21 protein-coding genes are annotated in these 21,028 nt (G+C 66.3%); 10 read left to right on the top strand and 11 right to left on the bottom strand.

The window, feature by feature from the left end; translation table 11 throughout:
• Nucleotides 1-432: 432 nt before the first annotated feature.
• Nucleotides 433-1,557 (top strand): mechanosensitive ion channel family protein, encoded by a 1,125-nt coding sequence (locus tag LPA46_RS09350; RefSeq protein WP_230892293.1) that lies wholly within the window; start codon nt 433-435, stop codon nt 1,555-1,557.
• A gap of 122 nt (nt 1,558-1,679) precedes the next feature.
• Here LPA46_RS09350 and LPA46_RS09345 read toward each other — a convergent pair whose 3' ends face one another.
• Nucleotides 1,680-2,111 carry a hypothetical protein gene (locus LPA46_RS09345; protein ID WP_230892292.1) on the bottom strand — a complete coding sequence of 144 codons (432 nt, stop codon included), beginning with the start codon at nt 2,109-2,111 and terminating at the stop codon, nt 1,680-1,682.
• Between the two features lie 198 nt (nt 2,112-2,309).
• Between LPA46_RS09345 and LPA46_RS09340 the strand changes: the two genes are divergently transcribed.
• Complete coding sequence (locus LPA46_RS09340; protein WP_230892291.1) at nt 2,310-3,020, top strand: DUF47 family protein; 711 nt, start codon at nt 2,310-2,312, stop codon at nt 3,018-3,020.
• Nucleotide 3,021: 1 nt separating this feature from the next.
• On the opposite strand, the gene LPA46_RS09335 is transcribed toward LPA46_RS09340, so the two are convergent.
• Nucleotides 3,022-3,456, bottom strand: a complete 435-nt coding sequence (locus LPA46_RS09335) for a hypothetical protein (protein ID WP_230892290.1) — start codon at nt 3,454-3,456, stop codon at nt 3,022-3,024.
• A 126-nt stretch (nt 3,457-3,582) separates the two neighbouring features.
• Here LPA46_RS09335 and LPA46_RS09330 point away from each other — a divergent pair, with 126 nt between their 5' ends.
• The 5 genes from LPA46_RS09330 to LPA46_RS09310 all read left to right on the top strand — a co-directional run bounded on the left by LPA46_RS09330 (nt 3,583) and on the right by LPA46_RS09310 (nt 9,356).
• A complete protein-coding gene (locus LPA46_RS09330; protein WP_230892289.1) occupies nt 3,583-4,062 on the top strand; it encodes a cupin domain-containing protein in 480 nt (159 codons plus the stop codon).
• 45 nt (nt 4,063-4,107) lie between these two features.
• Nucleotides 4,108-4,749 carry a hypothetical protein gene (locus tag LPA46_RS09325; protein WP_230892288.1) on the top strand — a complete coding sequence of 214 codons (642 nt, stop codon included), beginning with the start codon at nt 4,108-4,110 and terminating at the stop codon, nt 4,747-4,749.
• Nucleotides 4,750-4,819: 70 nt separating this feature from the next.
• Nucleotides 4,820-5,284, top strand: coding sequence for an Lrp/AsnC family transcriptional regulator (locus LPA46_RS09320; protein WP_230892287.1), 465 nt, complete (start codon nt 4,820-4,822; stop codon nt 5,282-5,284).
• Between the two features lie 213 nt (nt 5,285-5,497).
• The gene (locus LPA46_RS09315; RefSeq protein WP_230892286.1) at nt 5,498-6,985 is read left to right on the top strand and encodes a proton-conducting transporter transmembrane domain-containing protein; all 1,488 of its coding nucleotides are present in this window, start codon (nt 5,498-5,500) and stop codon (nt 6,983-6,985) included.
• Nucleotides 6,975-9,356 carry a DUF2309 domain-containing protein gene (locus LPA46_RS09310; protein WP_230892285.1) on the top strand — a complete coding sequence of 794 codons (2,382 nt, stop codon included), beginning with the start codon at nt 6,975-6,977 and terminating at the stop codon, nt 9,354-9,356. Before LPA46_RS09315 ends, LPA46_RS09310 begins: the two co-directional genes overlap by 11 nt.
• On the opposite strand, the gene LPA46_RS09305 is transcribed toward LPA46_RS09310, so the two are convergent.
• The 8 genes from LPA46_RS09305 to LPA46_RS09270 all read right to left on the bottom strand — a co-directional run bounded on the left by LPA46_RS09305 (nt 9,357) and on the right by LPA46_RS09270 (nt 16,601).
• Nucleotides 9,357-9,590, bottom strand: coding sequence for a DUF7385 family protein (locus tag LPA46_RS09305; protein ID WP_230888847.1), 234 nt, complete (start codon nt 9,588-9,590; stop codon nt 9,357-9,359). It abuts the gene before it with no gap.
• Nucleotides 9,591-9,660: 70 nt separating this feature from the next.
• Nucleotides 9,661-10,227 carry a GNAT family N-acetyltransferase gene (locus LPA46_RS09300; protein ID WP_442908226.1) on the bottom strand — a complete coding sequence of 189 codons (567 nt, stop codon included), beginning with the start codon at nt 10,225-10,227 and terminating at the stop codon, nt 9,661-9,663.
• A gap of 72 nt (nt 10,228-10,299) precedes the next feature.
• Nucleotides 10,300-11,076, bottom strand: a complete 777-nt coding sequence (gene surE, locus LPA46_RS09295; RefSeq protein ID WP_230892284.1) for a 5'/3'-nucleotidase SurE — start codon at nt 11,074-11,076, stop codon at nt 10,300-10,302.
• A 74-nt stretch (nt 11,077-11,150) separates the two neighbouring features.
• Entirely contained in the window at nt 11,151-13,337 is a 2,187-nt protein-coding gene (locus LPA46_RS09290) for a universal stress protein (protein WP_230892283.1), read from the bottom strand.
• Between the two features lie 69 nt (nt 13,338-13,406).
• A complete protein-coding gene (locus LPA46_RS09285) occupies nt 13,407-13,832 on the bottom strand; it encodes an NAD-binding protein (protein ID WP_230892282.1) in 426 nt (141 codons plus the stop codon).
• A 116-nt stretch (nt 13,833-13,948) separates the two neighbouring features.
• Nucleotides 13,949-14,428, bottom strand: a complete 480-nt coding sequence (locus tag LPA46_RS09280) for an Lrp/AsnC family transcriptional regulator (RefSeq protein ID WP_230892281.1) — start codon at nt 14,426-14,428, stop codon at nt 13,949-13,951.
• A 63-nt stretch (nt 14,429-14,491) separates the two neighbouring features.
• A complete protein-coding gene (locus LPA46_RS09275; protein ID WP_230892280.1) occupies nt 14,492-15,883 on the bottom strand; it encodes a small ribosomal subunit Rsm22 family protein in 1,392 nt (463 codons plus the stop codon).
• Nucleotides 15,870-16,601, bottom strand: coding sequence for a prephenate dehydrogenase/arogenate dehydrogenase family protein (locus tag LPA46_RS09270; RefSeq protein WP_230892279.1), 732 nt, complete (start codon nt 16,599-16,601; stop codon nt 15,870-15,872). The genes LPA46_RS09275 and LPA46_RS09270 overlap by 14 nt, the downstream gene beginning before the upstream one ends.
• A 146-nt stretch (nt 16,602-16,747) precedes the next feature.
• Between LPA46_RS09270 and LPA46_RS09265 the strand changes: the two genes are divergently transcribed.
• From LPA46_RS09265 to LPA46_RS09255, 3 genes are read left to right on the top strand one after another with little or no spacing between them, the layout of a single operon-like run.
• Nucleotides 16,748-18,124: an ATP-binding protein gene (locus tag LPA46_RS09265; protein ID WP_230892278.1), complete on the top strand. Its 1,377-nt coding sequence runs from the start codon at nt 16,748-16,750 to the stop codon at nt 18,122-18,124.
• A gap of 49 nt (nt 18,125-18,173) precedes the next feature.
• Nucleotides 18,174-18,758 carry a HalX domain-containing protein gene (locus LPA46_RS09260; protein ID WP_230888839.1) on the top strand — a complete coding sequence of 195 codons (585 nt, stop codon included), beginning with the start codon at nt 18,174-18,176 and terminating at the stop codon, nt 18,756-18,758.
• Between the two features lie 37 nt (nt 18,759-18,795).
• Complete coding sequence (locus LPA46_RS09255; RefSeq protein ID WP_230892277.1) at nt 18,796-19,758, top strand: PAS domain-containing protein; 963 nt, start codon at nt 18,796-18,798, stop codon at nt 19,756-19,758.
• Between the two features lie 26 nt (nt 19,759-19,784).
• Here the strand turns inward: LPA46_RS09255 and LPA46_RS09250 are convergent, their stop codons facing one another.
• Nucleotides 19,785-20,960 carry a M24 family metallopeptidase gene (locus LPA46_RS09250; protein ID WP_230892276.1) on the bottom strand — a complete coding sequence of 392 codons (1,176 nt, stop codon included), beginning with the start codon at nt 20,958-20,960 and terminating at the stop codon, nt 19,785-19,787.
• Nucleotides 20,961-21,028 lie beyond the last annotated feature (68 nt).

Here is a 21,028-nt window from a genome sequence, read left to right as displayed (position 1 = left end):
GTTTTCCTCGTTCTCCGCTTTTGTTTCGATGTCCTACGCATAAGAGGTAATGATTTGCTCGTCATCGCAATTGTCGTCAGCTTCGGGTCATTTTGGACTATATTTCTGCCACTCTGGCGGCGTCTACCGAAAGAATGGAGACGAAGTTGACCACTTAATAGTCGAATTTTGCTCGACTCGCACGCCAACTTATCAGCTAGCAGGCGTCGATATCGACTCCGTCGAAGCGGTTCGGGACGTGCGCGAGCGCCGATGAAAGTTCTGGTTGATACGAACGTCTGCGTCGCCAGTTTGACCGACGAACCTGGCTGGAGAGACGTTCGACAGAACTTCTGAATCAGGAGCACGACCACCGCTTCGTTCGATGACCGGGTTTGGTGCAGACTGTCCGACTGTCGGTAGTTTAACGACGTACACTCCGTAGGTACGTTCGTGACCGAGTACACGGGTACAGAGCCGGTGTTGCTGACACCGCTACAGTCCGATATCCCGGTTGACGAAACGCTGGCAGTAATCGCTGCTGCGATGCTTGCCGGTGTCGGCATCTGGTACGTCGGAACGCTGCTCGAAGCACGCTTCCGAGCGGTGAACGCCAAACTCGCCCGTTCGCTCCTGCTGTTGCTCCTCGCCGGTGGCGTCGCGGTCGTCCTGGTTCAGCGGTGGGGAGCGACCGGCGCGTTAGTCTCGATGACGGGTGTGCTGGAGTTCGGCTTGAATACGGCGCTTCGCATCCTCATTACGGTCTTTCTCTTCGTGGCCGCCCACACGTTTACGCAAGTCGTCAAGCGCATCCTCCTCGGCAATAACCGCTCGAACGGTCGTGCGACCAGCGAGCACCAACGCCGGATTTTCTTCTACATCAGTCAGGTCATCATCTACATCGCGGCCGGCGTCGCTACGCTCTCCCTCTGGGGCATCCAGATTAGCGACCTCCTGTTGGGCGCTGGCGTCCTCGGCATCATCCTCGGGTTGGCGTTCCAGAGCACGCTCGGCTCGATTCTCGCCGGCTTCGTGCTCATGCTCTCACGCCCCTTCGAGATTGGGGACTGGGTTCGCATCGGCGACCACGAAGGGTTCATCACTGAGATTTCGATTAACCACGTGCGACTCCGGAATCTCGACGGCGAACACGTCGTCCTCCCGAACGAAGCGGTCAGCAACCGCACAATCATCAACCGCAGCGACGAAGGGAAACTCCGGCACACCATCGAGGTCGGCGTCGATTATGCCGTCGACCCAGAGCGCGCCGAAGCCATCGCACGTGAGGCGATCAGCGACCTCGACGAAATAATGAGCCATCCCGCCCCACAGGTACTGCCGGTTCGTTTCGGTGATTCCGCGGTCGTCCTCGAAATTCGCGTCTGGATCGATAATCCAACCCCCCAGCGGAAGTGGCGCGCCGCTCAGGCAGTCATCTACGCTGTCAAAACCGCGTTCAATCGGGAGGACGTGAAGATTCCGTTCCCCCAGCGCGAACTCACCGGCCGCCACGAAGATGACGGATTCCGTATTATCGATACCTCCCCGGAATTCGACAGCCAGGAGCAGTCTGACTGACAATCTCGAAGGCGCGAAATACGGACACGGCGTATCGGCTGTTCGTCCTCCGGACTCACTCGATGCGGGCTATAGAGCGACTGGCGGACGTCGACGGGGATGGGGCGTACGTAGAACGAGTTCTACAGGCGGTTCGTCTCGGTTCGGAACAGATACTCGCCTCCACCGAGGACGCCGTAGAGAACGAGGGCGATCGGCGAGAGATACGCTGCGTAGAGGGCGAGGGCGAAAATCGTCTCGAGTGAGAGCAAGCCCTGTACTGCGCCGAGGATGAGCCACGCGAGTGCTGCGAGCACGAGAACCACGAGCGGGCTAACCAACTGGAATCGGAGGAACACGGAGATGGGGAGGCCGACGGAGGCGACGACGAGAGCAATCATGCCGACGAAGTACCCGACAGTACCCGGCGAAAGTCGAACGAGGAAGTCGTTGATGCTCCATCCTGCGACGAGCAGACCGAGGCCGAGGTACAGACACACCACGCCGAGACCGACGACAGTCCCGACGAGTGCTGCAGTGCCGGTCGAGGTTTGACGTCGTTCTCGGGAATCCATACCGAACACTACACTGAGGCTGGCGATAAAGGCTGGCGTGGAAATAACGGCGCCCATCCAGTCGATTGGCAGACGTCGACTCCATCGAAGTAGGAGAATCAATGAAGGGACGCCACGAGCACGTCTATAGTCCCAAACTGTGGGGTACGGAGCACTCATATCAACCTCTTTGCGACTGCTGGACCCGACTTCGAATCGATGTCATCCAAGGGTGCTCCGGAGTTCTCCAGGCAGGTCGTCGAGCAGACCGACGCGTATCTCGACGCCATCAGCGAGTGTGTCGACCTGCTGTCACGACTCGTCGAGAACTACGAGCCCGGTGACTCGGCCCGACACCTCGTCGAGGAAATTCGGGGCCTCGAAAGCGACTGCGACGCACAGAGCCGACGACTCAGCGCGCTCATCACGAACACCACCGTCAGGGAGTTCGGCATCCGCAACTCCCGCGTGCACCTCAACGCCGAACAGGTCGTGCGCCTCTACCAGCTGCTCGACGAAATTCCGAACGCGGCCGAACAAATCGCCGAAGACCTCGTAACGATTGCCCCAGAACGGCGGCGCTCGTGCTTCCGACGATACCGGGAGATGGTCGACCACGCGACGACGGCGATGGCCGCGCTCGCTGACGCCGTCCACGAGTTCGTCCGCCTGCTGTGTTCCTCGACCGAGACGGGGTCGATAACCAGGCACGTAGAGACGATTCGAGCCACCGAATCCGAGTGCGACGGCGTCCGAAACGCGGTCATCGCCGACGTCTTCGCCGACGAAGCCATCCCCCAGCCGATGGTGTACCGGGAGTTCGCGTCCCTGTTCGACCGGCTCGTCGACGCGATGGAGGACGTGACCGACCAGCTCGTGTTGCTCTCCAGTAGCGAGCAGTGGATTACGGCAGAGCCGCAGAGTCAGTGAGCTACGACACCGTCACGTGCTGGCAGTTCGGTTCGATGCGAACGGACGGCTCCCCGTCCTCGTTCGACACCCAGACCTCGATTCCCGTCCAGTTCTGTCCATTACAGGGTAACTCTGGCTGCTCGAAGCCCGGCCAGTCGCGCTCGAAGCGTCGGCCGTCGACGGTCACGACGACGGTTTCGGGAGCCGTAGACTCGGGAAACGTCGCGTCCTCGTCGGCTTCGTTGTGCTCGGAAAGGTCGTACGTTCGATTGAACACAGTGTCGCCGTTCTCGGCTTCGACGGCCACGGTGACCTCACGCGGGTCGTCCTCGTCGACCAGATACACGGAGACTGTGTGCGCGGGCTGTTCGGACGTCGGGCTGGTACAGCCGCTGACGGCGGCGAGCATCGCGCCCACGCTCGCGAGGAACGTGCGTCGCTTCGTGGAGGGCATGCGACTGCACGTTCACTGCGTCTCACGTGTTAAGTACCGCTATGAGGACTATATAGTCGCGGTGTGGGTTCAGAGGGACCTTGCTGCGGGCGAAGAAACAACTCAAGTCGCGCCGTAGCGTGGCTCATGCCCCTCGTGAACGAGGCCGACCTCGACTGGACCGACGTCGCTGACGAGAAGATGCGCGTGCGCCGCAAGCAACTGGGAGAAGCAGCGGGCAGCGACCAACTCGGCTGCAGTCTCTACGAACTGCCGCCGGGCGAGGCGTCGTGGCCGTACCACTACCACACCGCCAACGAGGAAGCGCTGTACGTGCTCACGGGCACCGGGATGCTCCGTCTCGACGGGGAGACGCAGCCGCTCCGAGCGGGCGACTACGCCGCGCTCCCCGCCGACGAGTCCGGCGGGCATAAAGTCATCAACGACTCGGAGGGGCCACTACGCTATCTCGTCGTCTCCACGATGAACGAACCCGACGTGACCGTCTACCCGGACTCGGGGAAAGTCGGCGTCTTCGTCGGCGCACCACCTGGAGGCCGAGACGAGCGCTCCCATCACGGCTACTACCGTGTGGAGGATGCCGTCGACTACTGGGACGGCGAGTGAGGGGTGCCAGAGCGGTTATGTCGCCAGCCGGAGTGGCTTGCAGTAATGCGACGACGAGACGTACTTCGAACGGGTGCGGCTGCCGGAATCGCGGGCCTCGCTGGCTGTGTCGTGCCCGGCGACGACGATGACGATGCGGAGTTCACTGAGAGCTTCGAGGACGGGCTCGGCAACTGGGAGACCGGCGCGGCCATCGGCCCGGAAGTCGATATCACGGAGTTCGAGTGGGAGGTCGGCGTCTCGGACGCGCAGGCGGCGACTGGCGACCAGTCGCTACGGGTGTGGAACGAAGGTGACTACGACGACGGCGTGACGTGGGCCGTCCACCCGGTGTCGGTCGAACGGGGACGGGCGTACGAAGTCGAGGTCGAGGGACAGTTCTGGAGCGAGTCGGAGTCGTTCAACACGATTCGCCACGCCGTGATGCGTCTCGCCCCGGAACCGCCCGAGGTCGAGGAGGACTTCCCACAGCCGGGCGTCAACACGTCCGAGCACGGGGTGACGCCGTACGGTGGCCTGCGAGAACCGTTGTGGCTGGCGGACGGCTGGCACGAGTACGAGTTCGAGTGGACGACACCCGAGTTATCCACGGACGCGCTGTACCTCGCGGTCGGGACGGCGGTCATCTGGGAAGCCGACGCGACTCACTACGTCGACGACCTGTCGGTGAGCATCGAGCCACGGTGAGCGGCGAGGCGACTGGCGGGCGTGACGGTCAGCCGAAGTTCCTTATGCGCTCGGCGGCGACGTGGGAGGTATGACGGAGTACGAACTCGACGAAACCGACCGGGAGATTCTGTACGCGCTCCAGGAGGACGCGCGCAACCTCTCCTCCGGCGACATCGCCGAGCGCACCGACACGTCGTCGAGCACGGTCCGCAAGCGCATCCAGCGGCTGGAGTCGGAGTCGGTCGTCAAGGGGTACAGTGCGGACGTCGACTACCAGGAGTCCGGCTTCCCGCTCAGGATGTTGTTGTTCTGTACGGCACCGATTCCGGAGCGTGGGAACCTCATCGAGGACGTGCTGGACATCCCGGGCGTGGTGTCCGTTCAGGAGCTCGTCACTGGGGAGGAGAACCTGCTTGTGACGGCAGTCGGCGAGACGGACAGCGACATCACGCCGGTTGCGCAGGCGCTGCTGGACATGGGGCTGTCCGTCGTCGACGAGGTGCTCGTCCGTAGTCACGAGTCGACCCCGTTCGAGGGATTCTCCTCGGAGTGAGGGCCGTCGGGCCGTTGACTCGATGGGCGACTCACGCCCGGCCACGGAACCCACATTATCGACCGTGTTGTTACTTCGCGAAGTTGCTACGAACACTTCGTTAGTACAGAAGGATATAATAACCAGTCTGTTCTACCGTGGAGTAACGTCGACCAGTTCGTCTGCGGTGGTGCCGACGAGACGACGCCGCTGGTCGAGCAGAGACCCCGAAAAATGGCTGGCCAACCACAGTCGAACGACACCGCACCGCTCTCCGAGACCGCGACCCCCTCGACCTCGCTGATTCCGCGAGCCGCGACCTACGCCGTCTGGTTGCTGTTCGTCCTCAGCCTAGGTGCCCTCACGCTGACGGTCCGAGACGGGCGAGAGTGGGCGTTCGCGGATGCGGTCGTCGTGGACGGGCTGACCACCGTCGTATGGGTCGCAGTCACGTTCTTCAGCGGCATCGTCCACAGTTACGCCCGCCGCTACATGGCGGGCGACTGCGACCTCGACCGCTTCTACGCGCGGACCATCGCGTTCACGCTCGCCGTCATGACGATGACCGCGGCCGACCACGTGGCGCTGTTCGCGGCAGCGTGGCTGACGATGGGCCTGGTGATGGCGTCGCTCATCGGGCACGTCCGCGACTGGACGCAGGCCCAAGCCGCCGCTCGGACCGCTCGCCGGTACTTCCTCGCCAGTAGCGCCCTGCTCGGCATCGGCCTACTTATCCTGTCCTGGGCGACGGGCACGACGACGATCACCGGCATCCTCGGGCAACTCGAAACGATTCCACGCCCGCTCGCGCTCGCCGCCGTCGGCTGCCTCTTCCTCGCCGCGATAGTCCAGTCGGCGCTGTTCCCGTTCCACACGTGGATGCTGTCGTCGATGACGGCGCCGACGCCGGCGTCCGCCCTGATGCACGCGGGGTTCGTCAACGCCGGCGGCATCCTCCTCACCCGGTTCTCGCCGCTGTTCGTCGACGAGCCCGCGGTCATGTCCGGCATCGTCCTCGTCGGCGCGTTCAGCGCCCTGTTCGGACAGGCACTGTTGCTCGTTCAGACGGACGTGAAGTCCAAATTGGGCGCCTCCACCGTCGCCCAGATGGGGTTCATGATACTCCAGTGCGGGCTCGGCTTCTTCGCCGCGGCCATCACGCACCTCATCCTTCACGGCTTCTACAAGGCGTACCTGTTCCTGTCGTCCGGCTCTGCCGTCGAACACACGGTGCCCAAGGACTCGGGGAAACCCCGGCTGTCCGTCGCGAGCGTCCTCGTCAGTCTGCTCACGGCCGTCGGCGGTGGTGTCCTGTTCGCCACGCTCACCGGGAAGGGGACGAAGGTCGACAGCGGGCTCTTCCTGGCGTTCGTCGTCGTCCTGACGACCATGCACGCCTCGCGCGACATCCTCCGGCGGACGACCATCTCACCGACGGTCAGGCTCGCCAGCACACCGCTCGTCGTCCTCACCGCCATCGGCGGCTACGCCGCGGCGTTCAACGCCGTCTCGACGACCATCGTGGGCGCCGCGGTGGCCGAGTCAGCAACCGAACTGACGGTCGTCCACGCCGTGGCCGCCGCGATGTTCGTGGCCGCGTACGTGGCGACGGAGTTCGACTGGCACCGTCGCAGCGAACGCCTCTACGTCGCACTGCTGAACGCCGCACAGCCGGCTCCGGACACCGTACTCACGCGCAAGGAGGACTACGATGACACGTAACCAGGACGCCATCGAGGACAGCATCGAGCGCGCGGCCGAGTCCGTCGGCTCGGTCTGGCCGCTGCACTCGTTCGTCACGGCAAACCCCCTCTCGGGGTTCGAAGACCAACCGTTCGCGGACGCGGTTGCCGAGGGCGAGCGCCTGTTCGGCGGCCGCGGCTACCCGCAGCCGGCCGTCTTCCGGCAGGCCTGGGAGGACGGCCGCATCGACCCGGACCGCCTCGCCGCGGAGCTGGACGCCCACGGAATCTCCGACGACCCCGAATCCCTGCTCGACGAGATGGAGACCGCGTCCCAGCAGGGCGCCGACGTCGACCCGGCGACGGAAGCGGTCGACCGCGTGCTGTCGAAGTGGCTCGCAGCGTTCGTCGACGAGGGGCGGGCGGAGTGGCCGATGCCGAACCGCGAAGACGGATTCTACGCCGCGTGGCGCACCCTCGCCCCACACGACGACGAAATTCCGGGCTGTCACAGTCCCGCGGACCTCCCCGAGACTGCGAGTGCAGCCCTCGAGACGTCCCTGAGCGAGTACCCACAGGACCGTTGGGAGTTGCTGTTCGAGCACCACCTCGCCGCGCTGCCCGGCTGGACCGGCTTCGTCAAGCAGCGCGCCGACCGCGACGGAGCGTGGCAGAACGCAGCGCCCGTGACGCTGCTGGACTACCTCGCGGTGCGGTTGACGCTGTGCGACCTGCTGGACGCGCCCGTCGAACCCGACCGCGACGAGACGTCCGTCGACGAGGACGTCCCGCTCCCCGAAGTCTGGCTGACTGCGTGGGAACAGACCTATCGCGACCGCCTCCTCGATGGCATCGACCAGTCGGTGTCGGATTCGTCGTCCACCGAGACTGACCCGCGGCCGGCCGCCCAACTCGTCTTCTGTATCGACACGCGCTCGGAGGTCATTCGCCGCCACGTCGAGGCCGCCGGCCCCTACGAGACGCACGGGTACGCGGGCTTCTTCGGCGTCCCGATGCGCTTCCAGGGATACGACTCGAAGGCCGAGAGCGACGCGTGCCCGCCGATTGTCGACCCCGAGCACCGCGTCACGGACGAGCCGAACGGCACGCACCAGAACGCACGGGCGACCCACGACCGGTGGACGAATCTGGTGGCCGCGACCCAGAAGCACCTGAAGTCGCTGAAGAGCAACCTCGCCGCCGCGTTCACGTTCGTCGAGGGTGGCGGGGGTGCCTACGGAGCGGCGTTGACAGCCCGGACCCTGCTGCCTTCGGCCGTGGCCAGCGCCTCCAACGCGGTCGACGACCGCGTCCCGAAACCGGCCGAGTTCTGCACTCCCACAGTCGAGCACGAGCCAGGAGCACACGGAGACGGCGACCTCCAGCAGGGGATGACCTTCGAGGAGCGGGTCACCTACGCCGAGAACGCCTTCGACCTAATGGGCTGGACGGAGTTCGCGCGCCTCGTCGTCTTCACGGGGCACGCCAGCGAGACGACGAACAACCCGTTCGGGTCGAGTCTCGACTGCGGGGCGTGCGCCGGGAACCCCGGCGGCTCGAACGCGCGAGTCCTCGCGACTATCTGCAACGACGACGAGGTACAGTCCGCGCTCCGCGACCGCGGGTTCGACGTCCCCGACGATACTGTGTTCCTCGCGGCCGAACACAACACGACCACCGACGAGATAACGCTGTTCGACGGCGACGTCCCCGAGAGCCACCAGGCGGACATCGAACGCTTGCGCGAGGACCTCGAAGACGCGCGCGCCGCCGCAACGGCCGAACGTGTCGAGTCGATGCCCACGGGCGGTGCCGCGGACGCCGTCAGCGAGACGGAGCGCCGGACCGCCGACTGGGCGGAGACGCGCCCCGAGTGGGGACTGGCCGGCAACGCCTCGTTCGTCATCGGGCCGCGCGGGCTAACCGAGGACCAGAACCTCGACGGCCGCACGTTCCTGCACTCCTACGACTGGACGACGGACGCCGAGGGCGACGCGCTGGAAGCCATCATGACCGGGCCGCTGGTCGTCACCCAGTGGATCAACAGCCAGTACTACTTCGCGACCGTCGACAACGCCGTCTACGGAAGCGGGTCGAAGACCACGCAGAACCCGACCGGCAACGTCGGCGTGCTGCAGGGCAACGGCGGGGACCTGATGACGGGACTGCCGCTGCAGTCACTGAACGTCGACGACGACCAGCCCTACCACCAGCCGCTCCGGCTGACCGCGGTGATTCACGCGCCAGTCGAACGGGTCACCGACGTCCTCCGCAAGCACGAGGAGGTCGCCGAACTCTTCGACAACGGCTGGCTGTCGCTGACGGTACTCGACCCACAACACGACGAGCCGTTCCACTACCAAGGCGGTCTGGAGTGGGAGCCGACGCTGGCGACACCCGTCGTGCAGTGACTAGGGTTTGTGCGTGAAGATGATGGCGCGGCCGTCGTCGACGCCGACGCAGAGGTCGAGTTGCCGCGAGAGGTTCAGACTCGTGGGGTTGTCCTTGCAGACGACGAGGTCGTCGAAGGGGTCGCCGCAGGCGGGACACGACACAGAGACGGTGTTCTGGTAGGATTTGAGCGCGCTGTTCTCCTCGCGCGGCGTCAGTGACGAGACGAGTTCGTCGAAGTCGACGTCGTCCATACCGGTGGACTCGTTCACATCCACATAAATGCTGGCTGGGGTCCGGACGCGCGGGAATCGAACGACCCCGTCAGAGGTACCGCGACATGCGGTGGGCGGCACCCATCGGGTTCACCGTCGAGAAGCCGGCGCGCTGGTAGAGTCGCTGGGCGTCGCGCTTCCACGCTTCGACGGAGAGCCAGACGTACTCGACGCCCTCGCGGCGGGCGTGTTCGAGGCCGACCGCGAGCAGGTTCGTGCCGATGCCTGCGCGCTGGTAGTCCTGGTGGACGAAGATGGCGAGTTCGTGGCGACCAGTGTCATCCGGGACGAACATCACGTGTCCGACGACGTCGCCGTCCACGACAGCGACGACGTTCGGGCCGTCGAGGACGCCGTCGAGCCAGTCACGAATCGCGTCTTCGGCGAGCGGTGGCGTCCCCTGTGCGCGCTGGGCGGGGTCGAAGTCGTCGTACATCGCGACGAGCGATTCGACGTCGCCGTCCTCGTAGGCGCGCACGTCGACCTCGCGGTCCTCGCCGTCCGTGAACGTCATCGGCGGCGGGGTGAGCGCGATTCGCTCGGGGCGCAGGCGCGCGACGAGTCGGCGAGCGAACCCCGTGACGCGGGGCAGGACTCCGTCTGGCGGCGACGACATCGAGTGTGGTATTCCCTCGCACGCTATAAATAGCTGGCTGCGGGGATCAATCAGGAAGAGTTCGCGTGCCAGTCAGTCGTAGGTCTCCGCGAGTGCGTCCAGGGCTTCGTGGTGCTCGGTGGTGTGCGGCGCGGTGAGCGGCGAGACGGAGACGTGGCCGTCGACGACGGCGCGGCGGTCAGTGCCGGGCGGGTCGGGGATGTCGCCCTCGTCCATGCGGTCCCACATGCGGTCGTGGAGCGTGATGGTGCCGCCGTCGCGAGCGGCGGTCATGTCGTACCCGTGCGAGGGACGAGTCACGACCATCTCGTCGGACGCATCAGCGCCCGGATGGGGCGCGTTCACGTTCAAGTAGTCGGCATGCTCGAAGACGCCGGCGTCGACGGCGTGCTCGACGAGGTACGTGGTCGCGTCGACGGCTGCCTCGTAGTCCGAGGGCTCGGTGGGTTCGCCGAAGTCTTCCGCGGTGAGGAACAGCGACGACGAGATGGCGGGGACGCCGAAGAACGCGGCCTCGACAGCTGCGCTAACGGTGCCCGACCGGCCGAGCACGTACATCCCGAGGTTCGCACCTTCGTTGACGCCCGCAACGACAATGTCCGGGTACGGCCCGAGCGCCTCCAGTCCCGCGACGACGCAGTCCGACGGCGTGCCGTCGATGGCGTACCCGAGTTCGTGCTCCTCGACGGTGACCTCGTGGGACATCGCGCGTCCGGTCGAACTCTTGTCGGTGGTCGGCGCGACGACGGTGACGTTCCCGACCTCGTCCAGCCCCTCCGCGAGCGCTCGGATTCCGGGCGCGTTAATACCGTCGTCGTTGGTGACGAGGATTTCGGGTTCGTCGCTCATCGCGGAACCACCGGCGGCACGTCTGTCATTAGGCGGGGAGTCACCCCGGTGGGGAAAAAGCGTGTCGGCGTGAGTCAGAATACGAGGCGTTCGACGACCCGCCGCACGAACCCTGGCCGTCGCGACTCCCGGGGGTAGACGGTGACCTCGGTGGAATCGGCGGCGCTCGGCGAGTAGTCGCCGCGGCCACCACGGACGCGACTCTGCACGCCCGTCCGAATAACGACGTCGGGGTGGAGGTCGCTGCCGTCGGCCGACCGGTCGCGGGTTCGGACCGGTGCAGACAGCAGCCCCGCGAGCTCGCTCTGGTAGGCTCGAATCGTCTCCGTGCGCGTCTCGGGCAGGTCGTCACCCAGCGGGGAGAGGAGGGTTACGTGGCCGTCGGTTTCGCCCGCGATTGTGTCTGCGACGGCGACCGTAGCGGGGTCGAACGGCCCACCGTCACCTTCGAGAACGACTCGCTCGGGGTCGTCGTAGCCGCGGTTCTCGACGAGTAACACGTCGCAGTGGGCGTGGCGAACGACCCAGTCGATGGGGTCGCCGAGCAGCCGCGACCGCAGGCGGAGGCGCTCGTGTTCGGCGACGATGGCCTCGACGCCGCGGTGCTCGGCGTAATTCACGATGGCGTGTTTCGTGTCGTGGCTGACGATTTCGCCGAACTCCACGTCGACGTCGAACTCGTCGGCGAGTTCCCCGGTCTGCTCCTCGAAGCGGACGTCGGCGGGCGACTGCACTTCGGCGGCGTGGTCGAGGGGCACCTGGTCGGGCACCTCGTCGAAGCGAACGACGACGACACGGCCGTCATCCGGGCGAACGAGGTCTGCGGCCAACGACAGGAGCGCGCGCTCCCGCTCGGTGTCGGCTTCCCTCGTGAGCGCGACCAACACCTCCGGCGTGTCCTCGTCGGCGAAGTCGCCGTCGACGAACGCCTCGGTTTCTGTGAGCACGTCACGGCCGAGCCGACGGCGGATGACGTCCGTGGCGGCACCCTCGCGGCGGATGCGCGAGCGAGCGTAGACGAAGTACCACGCGACGCTCCCGACGGTGATGACGACCGCGCCGACCAGCGGCACCCACCCCATCTGAGTGAGCAACACGACGCCGCTGACGACGCCGAACGCCTGCATCCACGGGTACAGCGGCGACTCGAACTCGGGGTCGTAGTTCTCCGTTGACCCCTCGCGGAACGCGACCAGCGCGAAGTTGATGAGCACGAACACGAGGATTTGGAACGCGCTCGCGAGCTTCGCAATCTCGAGGATGGGGACGAACGCGATGAGCGCGAGCACGACCGCGCCCGTGAGCGTGATGGCGGTCGTCGGCGTGCCGAACCGCTCGTGAATCTCCGCGAACGTGGGCGGCGCGAGCTGGTCGCGGCTCATCGCGAACGGGTACCGAGACGACGAGAGGATGCCGGCGTTGGCGGTGGAGACGAGCGCGAGCAGCGCCGCGCCGATGACCGCGTAGACGCCCCACTGGCCGAGTGTGACTTCCGCGGCGACCGCGACTGGAGTGGCCGAGCCGGCGACGCTACCGGCCTCCGTAACGCCGACCATCACCGCGACGATGCCGACGTACAGCAGGGTCGTGAACGCCAGCGACCCGAGGATGCCGATGGGAATGTTCTTGCCGGGGTCCTCGACTTCCTCGGCGACGCTAGCGACTTTCGTGACGCCCGCGTAGGAGACGAACACGAGGCCGGTCGCCGCGAGCAGGCCCTCGATGCCGCCAGTGAAGAAGTTCTGGTAGTTCTCGGGCTGGGTCTTGGTGGCGCTACCGGCGACGAACCAGCCCAGGGCTGCGAGCATCACGGAGACGATGACGACCTGCAGGCGGCCGGTCTGTTTCGCGCCGAAGAGGTTCACGAGGATGAGGAACGCGGCGAGCCCGAGTGCGACGGGTTTCACGGGGAGGTCGAACAGCAACACGAGGTAGGGGACGCCGCCGACGAGCGCGAGCGCGCTCTTGAACGACAGCGAGAACCACGTACCGACGCCCGCGATGGTGCCCAAGACGGGCCCCATGCCGCGCTCGATGTAGAGGTAGGTGCCGCCGGCTTCGGGCATCGCGGTCGCCATCTCGGACTTCGAGAGGGCGGCAGGAACGACGAGCAAGCCCGCCAACAGGTACGCCACTATTACCGCGGGGCCGGCGATTTTGAGCGCGAGCGCCGGGAGGATGAAGATGCCGCTACCAATCATGGCACCGACGCTAATCGCGAAAACCGCGCCGAGGCCGAGGTCTCGTTCGAGTTTTTTCATGAGGAAGTTACTGTGAGATGCGGTGGTCGTCGCGCTGTGCTATCGGCAGGGAGTGTCCTCACTCGCACGCTACCACCGGTCGGTGACGGCGCGAGCGAGCACCGTGGCGGCGTCGACAGTCTCGACGTCCCCGAGCTCGAAAGCGGATTCTCTGTCGGGGTCGTTCGTTCGGACGAGTACTCGTTCGACGCCGAATCGGGTGCGTGCGAGCTGTGCGACGAGGAGGTTAGTGGCGTCGTCGGGTTCGAGAACGAGCACTGCGGTCGCGTCGGCGAGGCCGGCACCCTGCAGCGAGTGGGCGTCTAGCGTGTCGACGACGTGGGCAGTCTGTCCTGGAGGTGGGTCGGTCGTCGGTGACTTGCCGACGTGTGTCACTGTCTCGCCGTCGGCCGCCAGTCGGTTGGCGACGGCGCGCCCGACGGCGCCCCCACCGACGACGAACACCACGTCGTCCCGCTGTCGCGTCTGGTCTGTCGTGTGTTTGGATGAACTCATGGGCGGTAGTAAGCGCACCTGTCGCTTCGAGTGTCGCTCCTTGCCCACTCGTACCGGACGGAACCGCATAAAGTAACCGAACTTTCTGCTGAGTCGTCAAAATATAAGGAATATAATCACTCTCCGTCCGATACGTCGGTGTCGAACCCCTCGTACGGACCGGAGTGAACACTCCGAATGAGGTCCTCGTCGACGACCTCTAGCCCGAGATCGTCGAGGTCGCGACCGATACGGCTCAGGTCGTCGCTATCCGTCCCTACGGCGGAGACGTGGACGTTCTCCGCACCCGTCATCACTTCCTCGACGCGTACCACACCCGGCACGCTCAGTGCTTCCGCCGCCAACTCCTCGCGGCGCGTCACTGGCGCCGTACAGACGATGAGCGTGTACAACTGGTAGCCAGCCTGCTCGTAGTCGACGTCCGCGTGGTAGCCGCGCAGTATCCCGCGCTCCTCCAGTCGCTGGATACGGTTGCGGACCGTACTCGCGGACACGCCCGCGCTGTCGGCGATGTTCTGCGAGGACGTGCCGCGGGCGTCCTCCTGAAGCGCGTGCAGTATCTGCTGGTCCAGGTCGTCGAGGCCTTCCAGTGTCATACGTCGTCTTGGCGGACGAACCCGCATAAAATACCCCCTCACGCGGCGACCTGTCCGCAGCTGCTACGCCCTGTCGACGACCGTCTCCTCGTCGACGACGAGGTTGTACGCCTCCTCGTCGTCGTTCCAGAGTACGAGCGCGGACTCCACGGAGAGCAGGTCGCCGTACTCGGCGGCTTGGAGGTCGCGGTTGAGACTCGTCGGCCGGACAAGCACCGCGTAACACTCCTCGTTCTCGCTGCCATCGCTGACCTTGAACAGCGGATTGGCGTCCTCGTCGGCGAGATTCCGCGAGAGTTTCGCGAGCACCGCGTCCACGCGGTCGGTGACGCGGTCGTCGGCGTCCGCGAGCTTCAACAACCGGTCGGCAGACAGCGAAACGTCGTGCTGGCGGACGCCGTCCGTCCGCAACAGCGAGTACGAGAACCGCACCTCGGTGTGGTAGAACTCCGAGGGGCGTTGGCTGGCCCCCGCGAGGCGCTCCTGAAAGCTCGGCACGTCGACGTCGGGACGCTCGTCGAACGTCCAGCCGCGGTCGCTCGGGCGCTCGCCCGGCCACAGCCGCGGCGTCGGGCCGTAGACGGTCGCACCGCGTGCTTCGAGGTCGCGCTCGACCTCGCGGAGGTGCGTGCTCGTGTGCTTGTCCGCGGGCGCGAGCCCGAGGAACGTCCCGTCGTCGGCGAGCGCGTTGACGTACTTCTGGGCGGTCTCGACCGGCTGGTCGAGTTCACTGAGCACGCTACAGGCGAGCACGAGGTCGTACTCACCGTCGGGGTCGAACTCCTCTGCGGTCTCCCGGTGAATCGTCGGGTGGACGTTCCGCCCGGTTTCGTCGAGCAGTTCGTCGAGCACGTCCGCGGCGTCGCTGGGTTCGACGGCATGGTACTCCACGAGGGCGTCGTCGGGCAGGAAGTCGAAGAGCCCGAGCGCCGGGCCGCCGACGCCCGCACCCACGTCCAGCACGCGGAGGTCCCCAGAGAGCACGTCGCCCTCCGCGAGGTCTTCGAGCACGTACTGGATCGCGGCGTAGTACGTCGCGAGGTGGTAGATTGCGTAGCCGAGCGCGACCTCCTCGTCGTACTCGACGGCGTGTTGGCGGTAGTACTGTTCCTTGAAGCGTCGAATCGTCTCCCGCAGGCGCTTCCCGGAGTCGCCGCGGTGCCAGTCGGTGCCCCACTGGTCGACGAGCAAGTCCTCGACGACGCGCTCGTACTCGCGAGGGAGCGCGTCCACACCGTCGAAGTCGGGGTGGACCGGTTCGCCACTGGCAGGGACGAATGTGCCGTCCCCTCGCTCCACGATACCGAGGTCGGCTGCGTGCTCGCGCAGCACCTGCCGGACGACCGCCTCGTGAGGCTGGTCGGCGACGTACTCCCGGAGTTCGTCGGGGTCCAGCGGCCGCACGTCGCGGAGGTACTTCGCGGCGTCCAGCACTGCCTCTCTATCGACTGGCATCGTCGTACACCTCCTCGAAGGCCTCGCGGTCGGCGTCAGCGAGCCGCTTGGCGGCCGCCGCGACGTCATCCGCGCCGCCGAACGCGTCCTGAATGTCAGCGTACACGCGGGCGTTCCCACCGGTCACGCGGTCAGCGAGCGCCGCGAGGTCCTCGTAGACCGGCGTGGCGAGGTCCTCGGGTACGTCGTCGGCCGCGAGCGCGAACGCCAACACCGCCGCGTGCGCTCGGCCCTGTATAGTCACCATCGCGTCGTCGTGCTCTGCGGCACCGACGTCCACGAGGTCGTTGCCCGCGGTTTCGAGCCACTCGCGGACGCGGTTGGTCGCCGGTCCAGGCGCACTCTCCGCGACCGCGATGCGGCCGGGAGCGTGTTCGGGCGCGAACAACGGGTGGAAACTCACGCGTTCGCGTGCAGGTGCCGTCGACGCCATCGCCGCCAGCGGGCCGCGCATCTCGCCAGTGAAATCCACGACCGCCTGTTCCGCGCAGCTGGCGTGGCGCTCGATGGCGTCGACGGCCGCCCCCATCGGCACGGCGACGGCGACGATACCGAACGACTCCTCGGTGTCCAGCGGGACAGCCGCCGCTCGGCGGTCGAGCTCCGTCGCGGCCGCTCGGGCGCGGTCCTCGTCGACGTCGGTGAACGTCACCGGCGCGTCGACCAGGTCCGCGAACCAGCGGCCGACATCGCCGGCCCCCACCACGAGTACGTCCATCGGATTCCGATAGCGTCCGCCCCGGCAAAAGCGGTTCGTTCACGCCACCGTCGCGACGGCGGCTGGCGCTCGCGTCCAGTGCCGTGATTTCCGAGACTGATAATCCGGCGCTTGGATTTTTATACACCAAACTGATTCCGACGAGCATGTCGCCCTCTGAAGTATCGCTCGTCGACCGCCAGCCTGCCCGCAACTGGCTCGTCGTCGTGCTCGGTGCAGCCCTCACGGCGGCTGCAATCAGCCACTTCCACATGCACGGCCACAACGAACCGCTCGTGGTCGCAGCCACCGTGTTGCCAGCGGTCGGGGTGTTCGGATACGGCGTCTGGTTCTGGGTGCGCGGCCCGGACGTGGCGCGCGGCGACGTCGTCTTCGCGTGGGCGGTCGCGGGTGCCGGCATCGTGCTCGCGCTCGACCTCTGGGCGATGTTCGTGGGCGCGTACGGCGTCGGCACCGGCGTCGACCACGTGTTCATCCAGCACACGAGCGTCGGCGCGCTCGGCGCGGCCATCGCCGGTACATACAGCGAGCGCGACCGCCTCCGCTCGCATGCACACACCCGCCTCAGGCAGGCGCTCGACGCCGCGATGGACGGCGTCGCCGTCCTCGACGCGGACCGTCGCGTGGTGTACGCGAACGGGGCGTTCCGGGACGCCTACCACACGACCGGCGACGGGGGCGTCGTCGGCACCCACTGGACGACGTACTATCCGACCGACGCCGAGGACCGCCTCGCGGGCGTCTTCGAGGAACTCGACGCCAACGGCGACAGCGACGACCACTGGCACGGGAACGTGCCCGCGCACCGCGACGACGGGCGCACGTACCCCCAAGAGTTGTCCGTGACATCGTTGTCCAGCGGCGGCTACATCTGGGTGTCCCGGGACGTCACTGCGCGCGAGGAGCGCGACCAGCGCCTGCGCGTGTTGAACCGCGTGCTCCGGCACAACGTCCGGAACTCACTGAACGTCGTGCTCGGCCGCGCCGAGCGACTCACGGACCGCGGCGACAACGAGGACGTCGACAGCATCGTGACCGCCGCCGAAGACCTGCTCGACGTCAGCGAGAAAGCCCGCGTGGTCGAACGCGTACTCGGCGAAGAAAACGCGGGCACTGTCCCCCTGGACAGTCTCCTCGACACGGAACTCCAGCGAGCACGCTCGGAGTACCCAGACGCTAGCTTCGAGGTGGACGGTAAGGTCGACGCCGAGGTCGACGCCCGACTCCGGCTCGCCGTTCGTGAATTGCTGACGAATGCGGTCGAACACAACGACGCCGACCCGCCTCGGGTGACCGTCACAGCCAGTGACGACGACCTCGTCGAAGTCCGGGTGTCGGACAACGGCCCCGGGATTCCCGAGCACGAGCGTCGCGCGCTGGGCGGTCTCACCGAGGAGTCGCTCCAGCACGGCTCCGGCATCGGGCTGTGGGTGGTCTACTGGCTCGCCCGCCACTGCGGCGCGGCGGTCGCCGTCCCCGACGAGAATACGGTCAGCATCCGCGTGCCGTCGGGTGATAATTGATACGCACCGGGAAAGAGTTAAACGAACCGACGAACTTGGTCAGACCGAGATGCCTGAACCGGCGACGGTGCTCGTCGTCGAGGACGAGCGCGAACTCGCGGAGCTGTTCGCCGACTGGCTGGCCGACAGCTACGACGTGCGGACGGCGTACAGCGCTGCGGACGCGCTCGACGAGCTCGACGAGGACGTCGACGTAGTCCTGCTCGACCGCCGGCTCCCCGAGCGCTCCGGCGACGACGTGCTCGCCGCCATCCGCGAACACGGCTACGACTGCCAGGTCGCGATGGTGACCGCCGTCGACCCCGACTTCGACACGCTCGAACTCGGCTTCGACACGTACGTCGTCAAGCCCATCGAGCGCGACGAACTCGAAGCGCTCGTCAAGCAACTGCTCGCTCGCTCGCTGTACAACGAGGAGGTTCAGCAGTACTTCGCACTCGCGTCCAAGCGGGCGACAATCGAAACGACGAAGACCGATGCCGAACTCGCCGACGACGAACGCTACCAGCAGCTCTGCGAGGACATTCGCGAACTCCGCTCGAAACTCGACCAGCGCGTCACCGACCTCGACGATGACGACTTCCTCGCGGTGTTCCACGACCTCCAGGCCCACGAGGAAGCCACAAGTAACTAACCCGCGGGCTTCCCTATCACCCGAGTGACTCCCCGATATGGGTGAACCGATGCACGTCCTGTTCGTCAGCGCACACCAGCGGACGCGCGCGGCGGTCGAGCGCGCGCTCCCCGAACACGCGTCGCTGACAGTGACCGCGCTGCCGACCGCGGCGGCCGCCCTCGGCGTGCTCTCCGAGCAGGCCGTCGACTGCATCGCCGTCGAACACGCGGCTGACGGCACCGACGGCCTGCAGGTTCTACGGCTCGTCCGCGACACCGACCCAGCGGTCCCGGTCGTCGTCTACGAGGCCGCGAACGCCGACTCGATAGCCAGCAGCGCCATCTCACTGGACGTCACCGAGTACGTTCGACACGGCGACGAGGACGACCCGCTGGCGGCACTGGCCGACGCGTGCCACGACGCAGCAGCGTCCTACCGAGCCGAACAGGACGTTGCGATGTTGAACGACCTCGCGCGGAACGTCTACGAGCGCATCACGGACGGCTTCTTCGCGCTCGACCGCGACTGGCGGTTCACGTACGTGAACAGCGCCGCCGAGGAGATTCTGGAGGTGGACGCGGAGGACGTCATCGGGGAGAACGTCTGGGAGGCGTTCCCCGGGGCCGTCGGGACGAGTTTCTACACGGAGTACCACCGCGCGATGGCCGCCCAGGAGCCGGTGACGTTCCGCGAATACTTCCAGCCCTTAGAGAAGACGTTCGAGGTGCGGGCGTTCCCCTCGGAGGACGGCCTCTCCGTGCACTTCCGGACGGTCGTCGAGGACGAGGACATTCAGCGTGGCGACCACCTGCTCGAACTGACGAACCTGCTCTCCTCGGACCTCCACGAATCCATCGACGTGCTCCGCGACGACCTGGAAGCGGCGCGGGCGGCCACCGGCGAGACGCCGGAGTTGGCGTCCGCGATGGAGTCACTGGACCGCATGGAGGCGCTCGTGAACTACTCGATTCGGCTGGCCAGCGAACGACCGACGCCCCAGGAGCCACAGAGCGAGTGACGGAGCTGCCAGAGTGTTGCGTCCCGTCAGTCCGCGAGCGAAATCTCGTAGTCGGTGAGATTCTCGTAGCCGTCCTCGGTGACGACGACGATGTCCTCGATGCGGACGCCGCCGACCTCGGGGTCGTAGAGGCCGGGCTCGATAGTGATGACGTGGCCGGGGCGGAGTTCCTCGCCGCCCTGGGAGAGCGACGGCTGCTCGTGGACGTCAAGGCCGACGCCGTGGCCCGTCGAGTGAATGAACCCGGTCTCGGTTTCGGGGTCGGTGTAGACGGTGGGGAAGTCGTGGTCGGTGTAGACGTCCACGACCGCCTGATTGACTTCCTCGCCGGTAGCCCCGGGTTCCACGACGTCGAGCGCGGCCCGCATGGCCTCGTGCGTAACGTCGTACCACTCCTGCTGGGTTTCGCTCGGCGTGCCGTTGAGGAACGTCCGCGTCATGTCGGCGTGGTACTTCGAGTTCTTGTCCCGCGGGAAGATGTCCACGACGACGAATTCGCCGGCTTCCAGCGGTCCGCTGCCGCGATTGTGAGGGTCTGCAGCGTCCCGCCCGCACGCGACGATAGTTTCGTCGAGCGCGCAGCCGTGCCGGAGGAGTTCGACTTCGATTTCCTGCTTGACGAACTCGCTGGTGAGCACGTCGCCGTCGTGGACGAGTTCGCCGTCGTCGTTGGTCTCCGCGCCGCGAATCAGCTCCTCGGCGCGTGCCATCGCCGCCTCGTTGGCCTTCTGGGCAGTTCGCACGTGCTCGATTTCTTCGTCAGTCTTCGTCGCGCGCACGTCCGTAACGACGCCGTCCTCGTCGGGTTCGACGGTAATTTCCTTCCCGCGGAGCACGTCCGCAGTGGCGACCGGGAACTCGGCCTGAACTGCCAGCGACTCGCAGCCGACGTCCGCGAGGAACTCCTCGGCCATCAGCGCTTGCGCCTCTCGCTCGCCGTGCTCGGCGTGCTTCGCGCGGTAGTCGTAGTCCGCGTGGCGCTTGACCGTGTCCGCGCGGCTCTCTTGTTTCGCGCGGCCGTACTCCAGCGAGGAGACGAGCACGGCGGTCTCCTCCGGGGTGTAGACCGCGAAGTACGGGTCCGGCGCGTCGAAGCCCGTGACGTAGTAGAGGTCGCTGTTCGACGCGTCGTCGTGGAAGGCGTACCCGTCGAGTCCCTGCTCGTCGAGGAACTCGTCGAGCCGCGCGAAGTCGGGGTCCATGCACGCGACTCGTCGCGGCCGCTGCAAAATCCTACCGTCTCCGGCCAGCCGGACGAACGACGCCCCCG

Source organism: Halobacterium sp. KA-6, assembly GCF_021029015.1.
Classification (GTDB): Archaea; Halobacteriota; Halobacteria; order Halobacteriales; family Halobacteriaceae; genus Halobacterium.
The sequence above is the reverse complement of the archived record's forward strand: the minus strand, read 5'-3'. Positions and strand labels throughout refer to the sequence as shown.

Excerpts from the sequence above, each read along its gene's own strand:
- LPA46_RS09345 (WP_230892292.1), bottom strand. The coding sequence starts at position 2,111 with ATGGATTCCCGAGAACGACGTCAAACCTCGACCGGCACTGCAGCACTC.
- LPA46_RS09340 (WP_230892291.1), top strand. The coding sequence starts at position 2,310 with ATGTCATCCAAGGGTGCTCCGGAGTTCTCCAGGCAGGTCGTCGAGCAG.
- LPA46_RS09335 (WP_230892290.1), bottom strand. The coding sequence starts at position 3,456 with ATGCCCTCCACGAAGCGACGCACGTTCCTCGCGAGCGTGGGCGCGATG.
- LPA46_RS09330 (WP_230892289.1), top strand. The coding sequence starts at position 3,583 with ATGCCCCTCGTGAACGAGGCCGACCTCGACTGGACCGACGTCGCTGAC.
- LPA46_RS09325 (WP_230892288.1), top strand. The coding sequence starts at position 4,108 with ATGCGACGACGAGACGTACTTCGAACGGGTGCGGCTGCCGGAATCGCG.
- LPA46_RS09320 (WP_230892287.1), top strand. The coding sequence starts at position 4,820 with ATGACGGAGTACGAACTCGACGAAACCGACCGGGAGATTCTGTACGCG.
- LPA46_RS09315 (WP_230892286.1), top strand. The coding sequence starts at position 5,498 with ATGGCTGGCCAACCACAGTCGAACGACACCGCACCGCTCTCCGAGACC.
- LPA46_RS09310 (WP_230892285.1), top strand. The coding sequence starts at position 6,975 with ATGACACGTAACCAGGACGCCATCGAGGACAGCATCGAGCGCGCGGCC.
- LPA46_RS09305 (WP_230888847.1), bottom strand. The coding sequence starts at position 9,590 with ATGGACGACGTCGACTTCGACGAACTCGTCTCGTCACTGACGCCGCGC.
- LPA46_RS09300 (WP_442908226.1), bottom strand. The coding sequence starts at position 10,227 with ATGTCGTCGCCGCCAGACGGAGTCCTGCCCCGCGTCACGGGGTTCGCT.
- surE (WP_230892284.1), bottom strand. The coding sequence starts at position 11,076 with ATGAGCGACGAACCCGAAATCCTCGTCACCAACGACGACGGTATTAAC.
- LPA46_RS09290 (WP_230892283.1), bottom strand. The coding sequence starts at position 13,337 with ATGAAAAAACTCGAACGAGACCTCGGCCTCGGCGCGGTTTTCGCGATT.
- LPA46_RS09285 (WP_230892282.1), bottom strand. The coding sequence starts at position 13,832 with ATGAGTTCATCCAAACACACGACAGACCAGACGCGACAGCGGGACGAC.
- LPA46_RS09280 (WP_230892281.1), bottom strand. The coding sequence starts at position 14,428 with ATGACACTGGAAGGCCTCGACGACCTGGACCAGCAGATACTGCACGCG.
- LPA46_RS09275 (WP_230892280.1), bottom strand. The coding sequence starts at position 15,883 with ATGCCAGTCGATAGAGAGGCAGTGCTGGACGCCGCGAAGTACCTCCGC.
- LPA46_RS09270 (WP_230892279.1), bottom strand. The coding sequence starts at position 16,601 with ATGGACGTACTCGTGGTGGGGGCCGGCGATGTCGGCCGCTGGTTCGCG.
- LPA46_RS09265 (WP_230892278.1), top strand. The coding sequence starts at position 16,748 with ATGTCGCCCTCTGAAGTATCGCTCGTCGACCGCCAGCCTGCCCGCAAC.
- LPA46_RS09260 (WP_230888839.1), top strand. The coding sequence starts at position 18,174 with ATGCCTGAACCGGCGACGGTGCTCGTCGTCGAGGACGAGCGCGAACTC.
- LPA46_RS09255 (WP_230892277.1), top strand. The coding sequence starts at position 18,796 with ATGGGTGAACCGATGCACGTCCTGTTCGTCAGCGCACACCAGCGGACG.
- LPA46_RS09250 (WP_230892276.1), bottom strand. The coding sequence starts at position 20,960 with ATGGACCCCGACTTCGCGCGGCTCGACGAGTTCCTCGACGAGCAGGGA.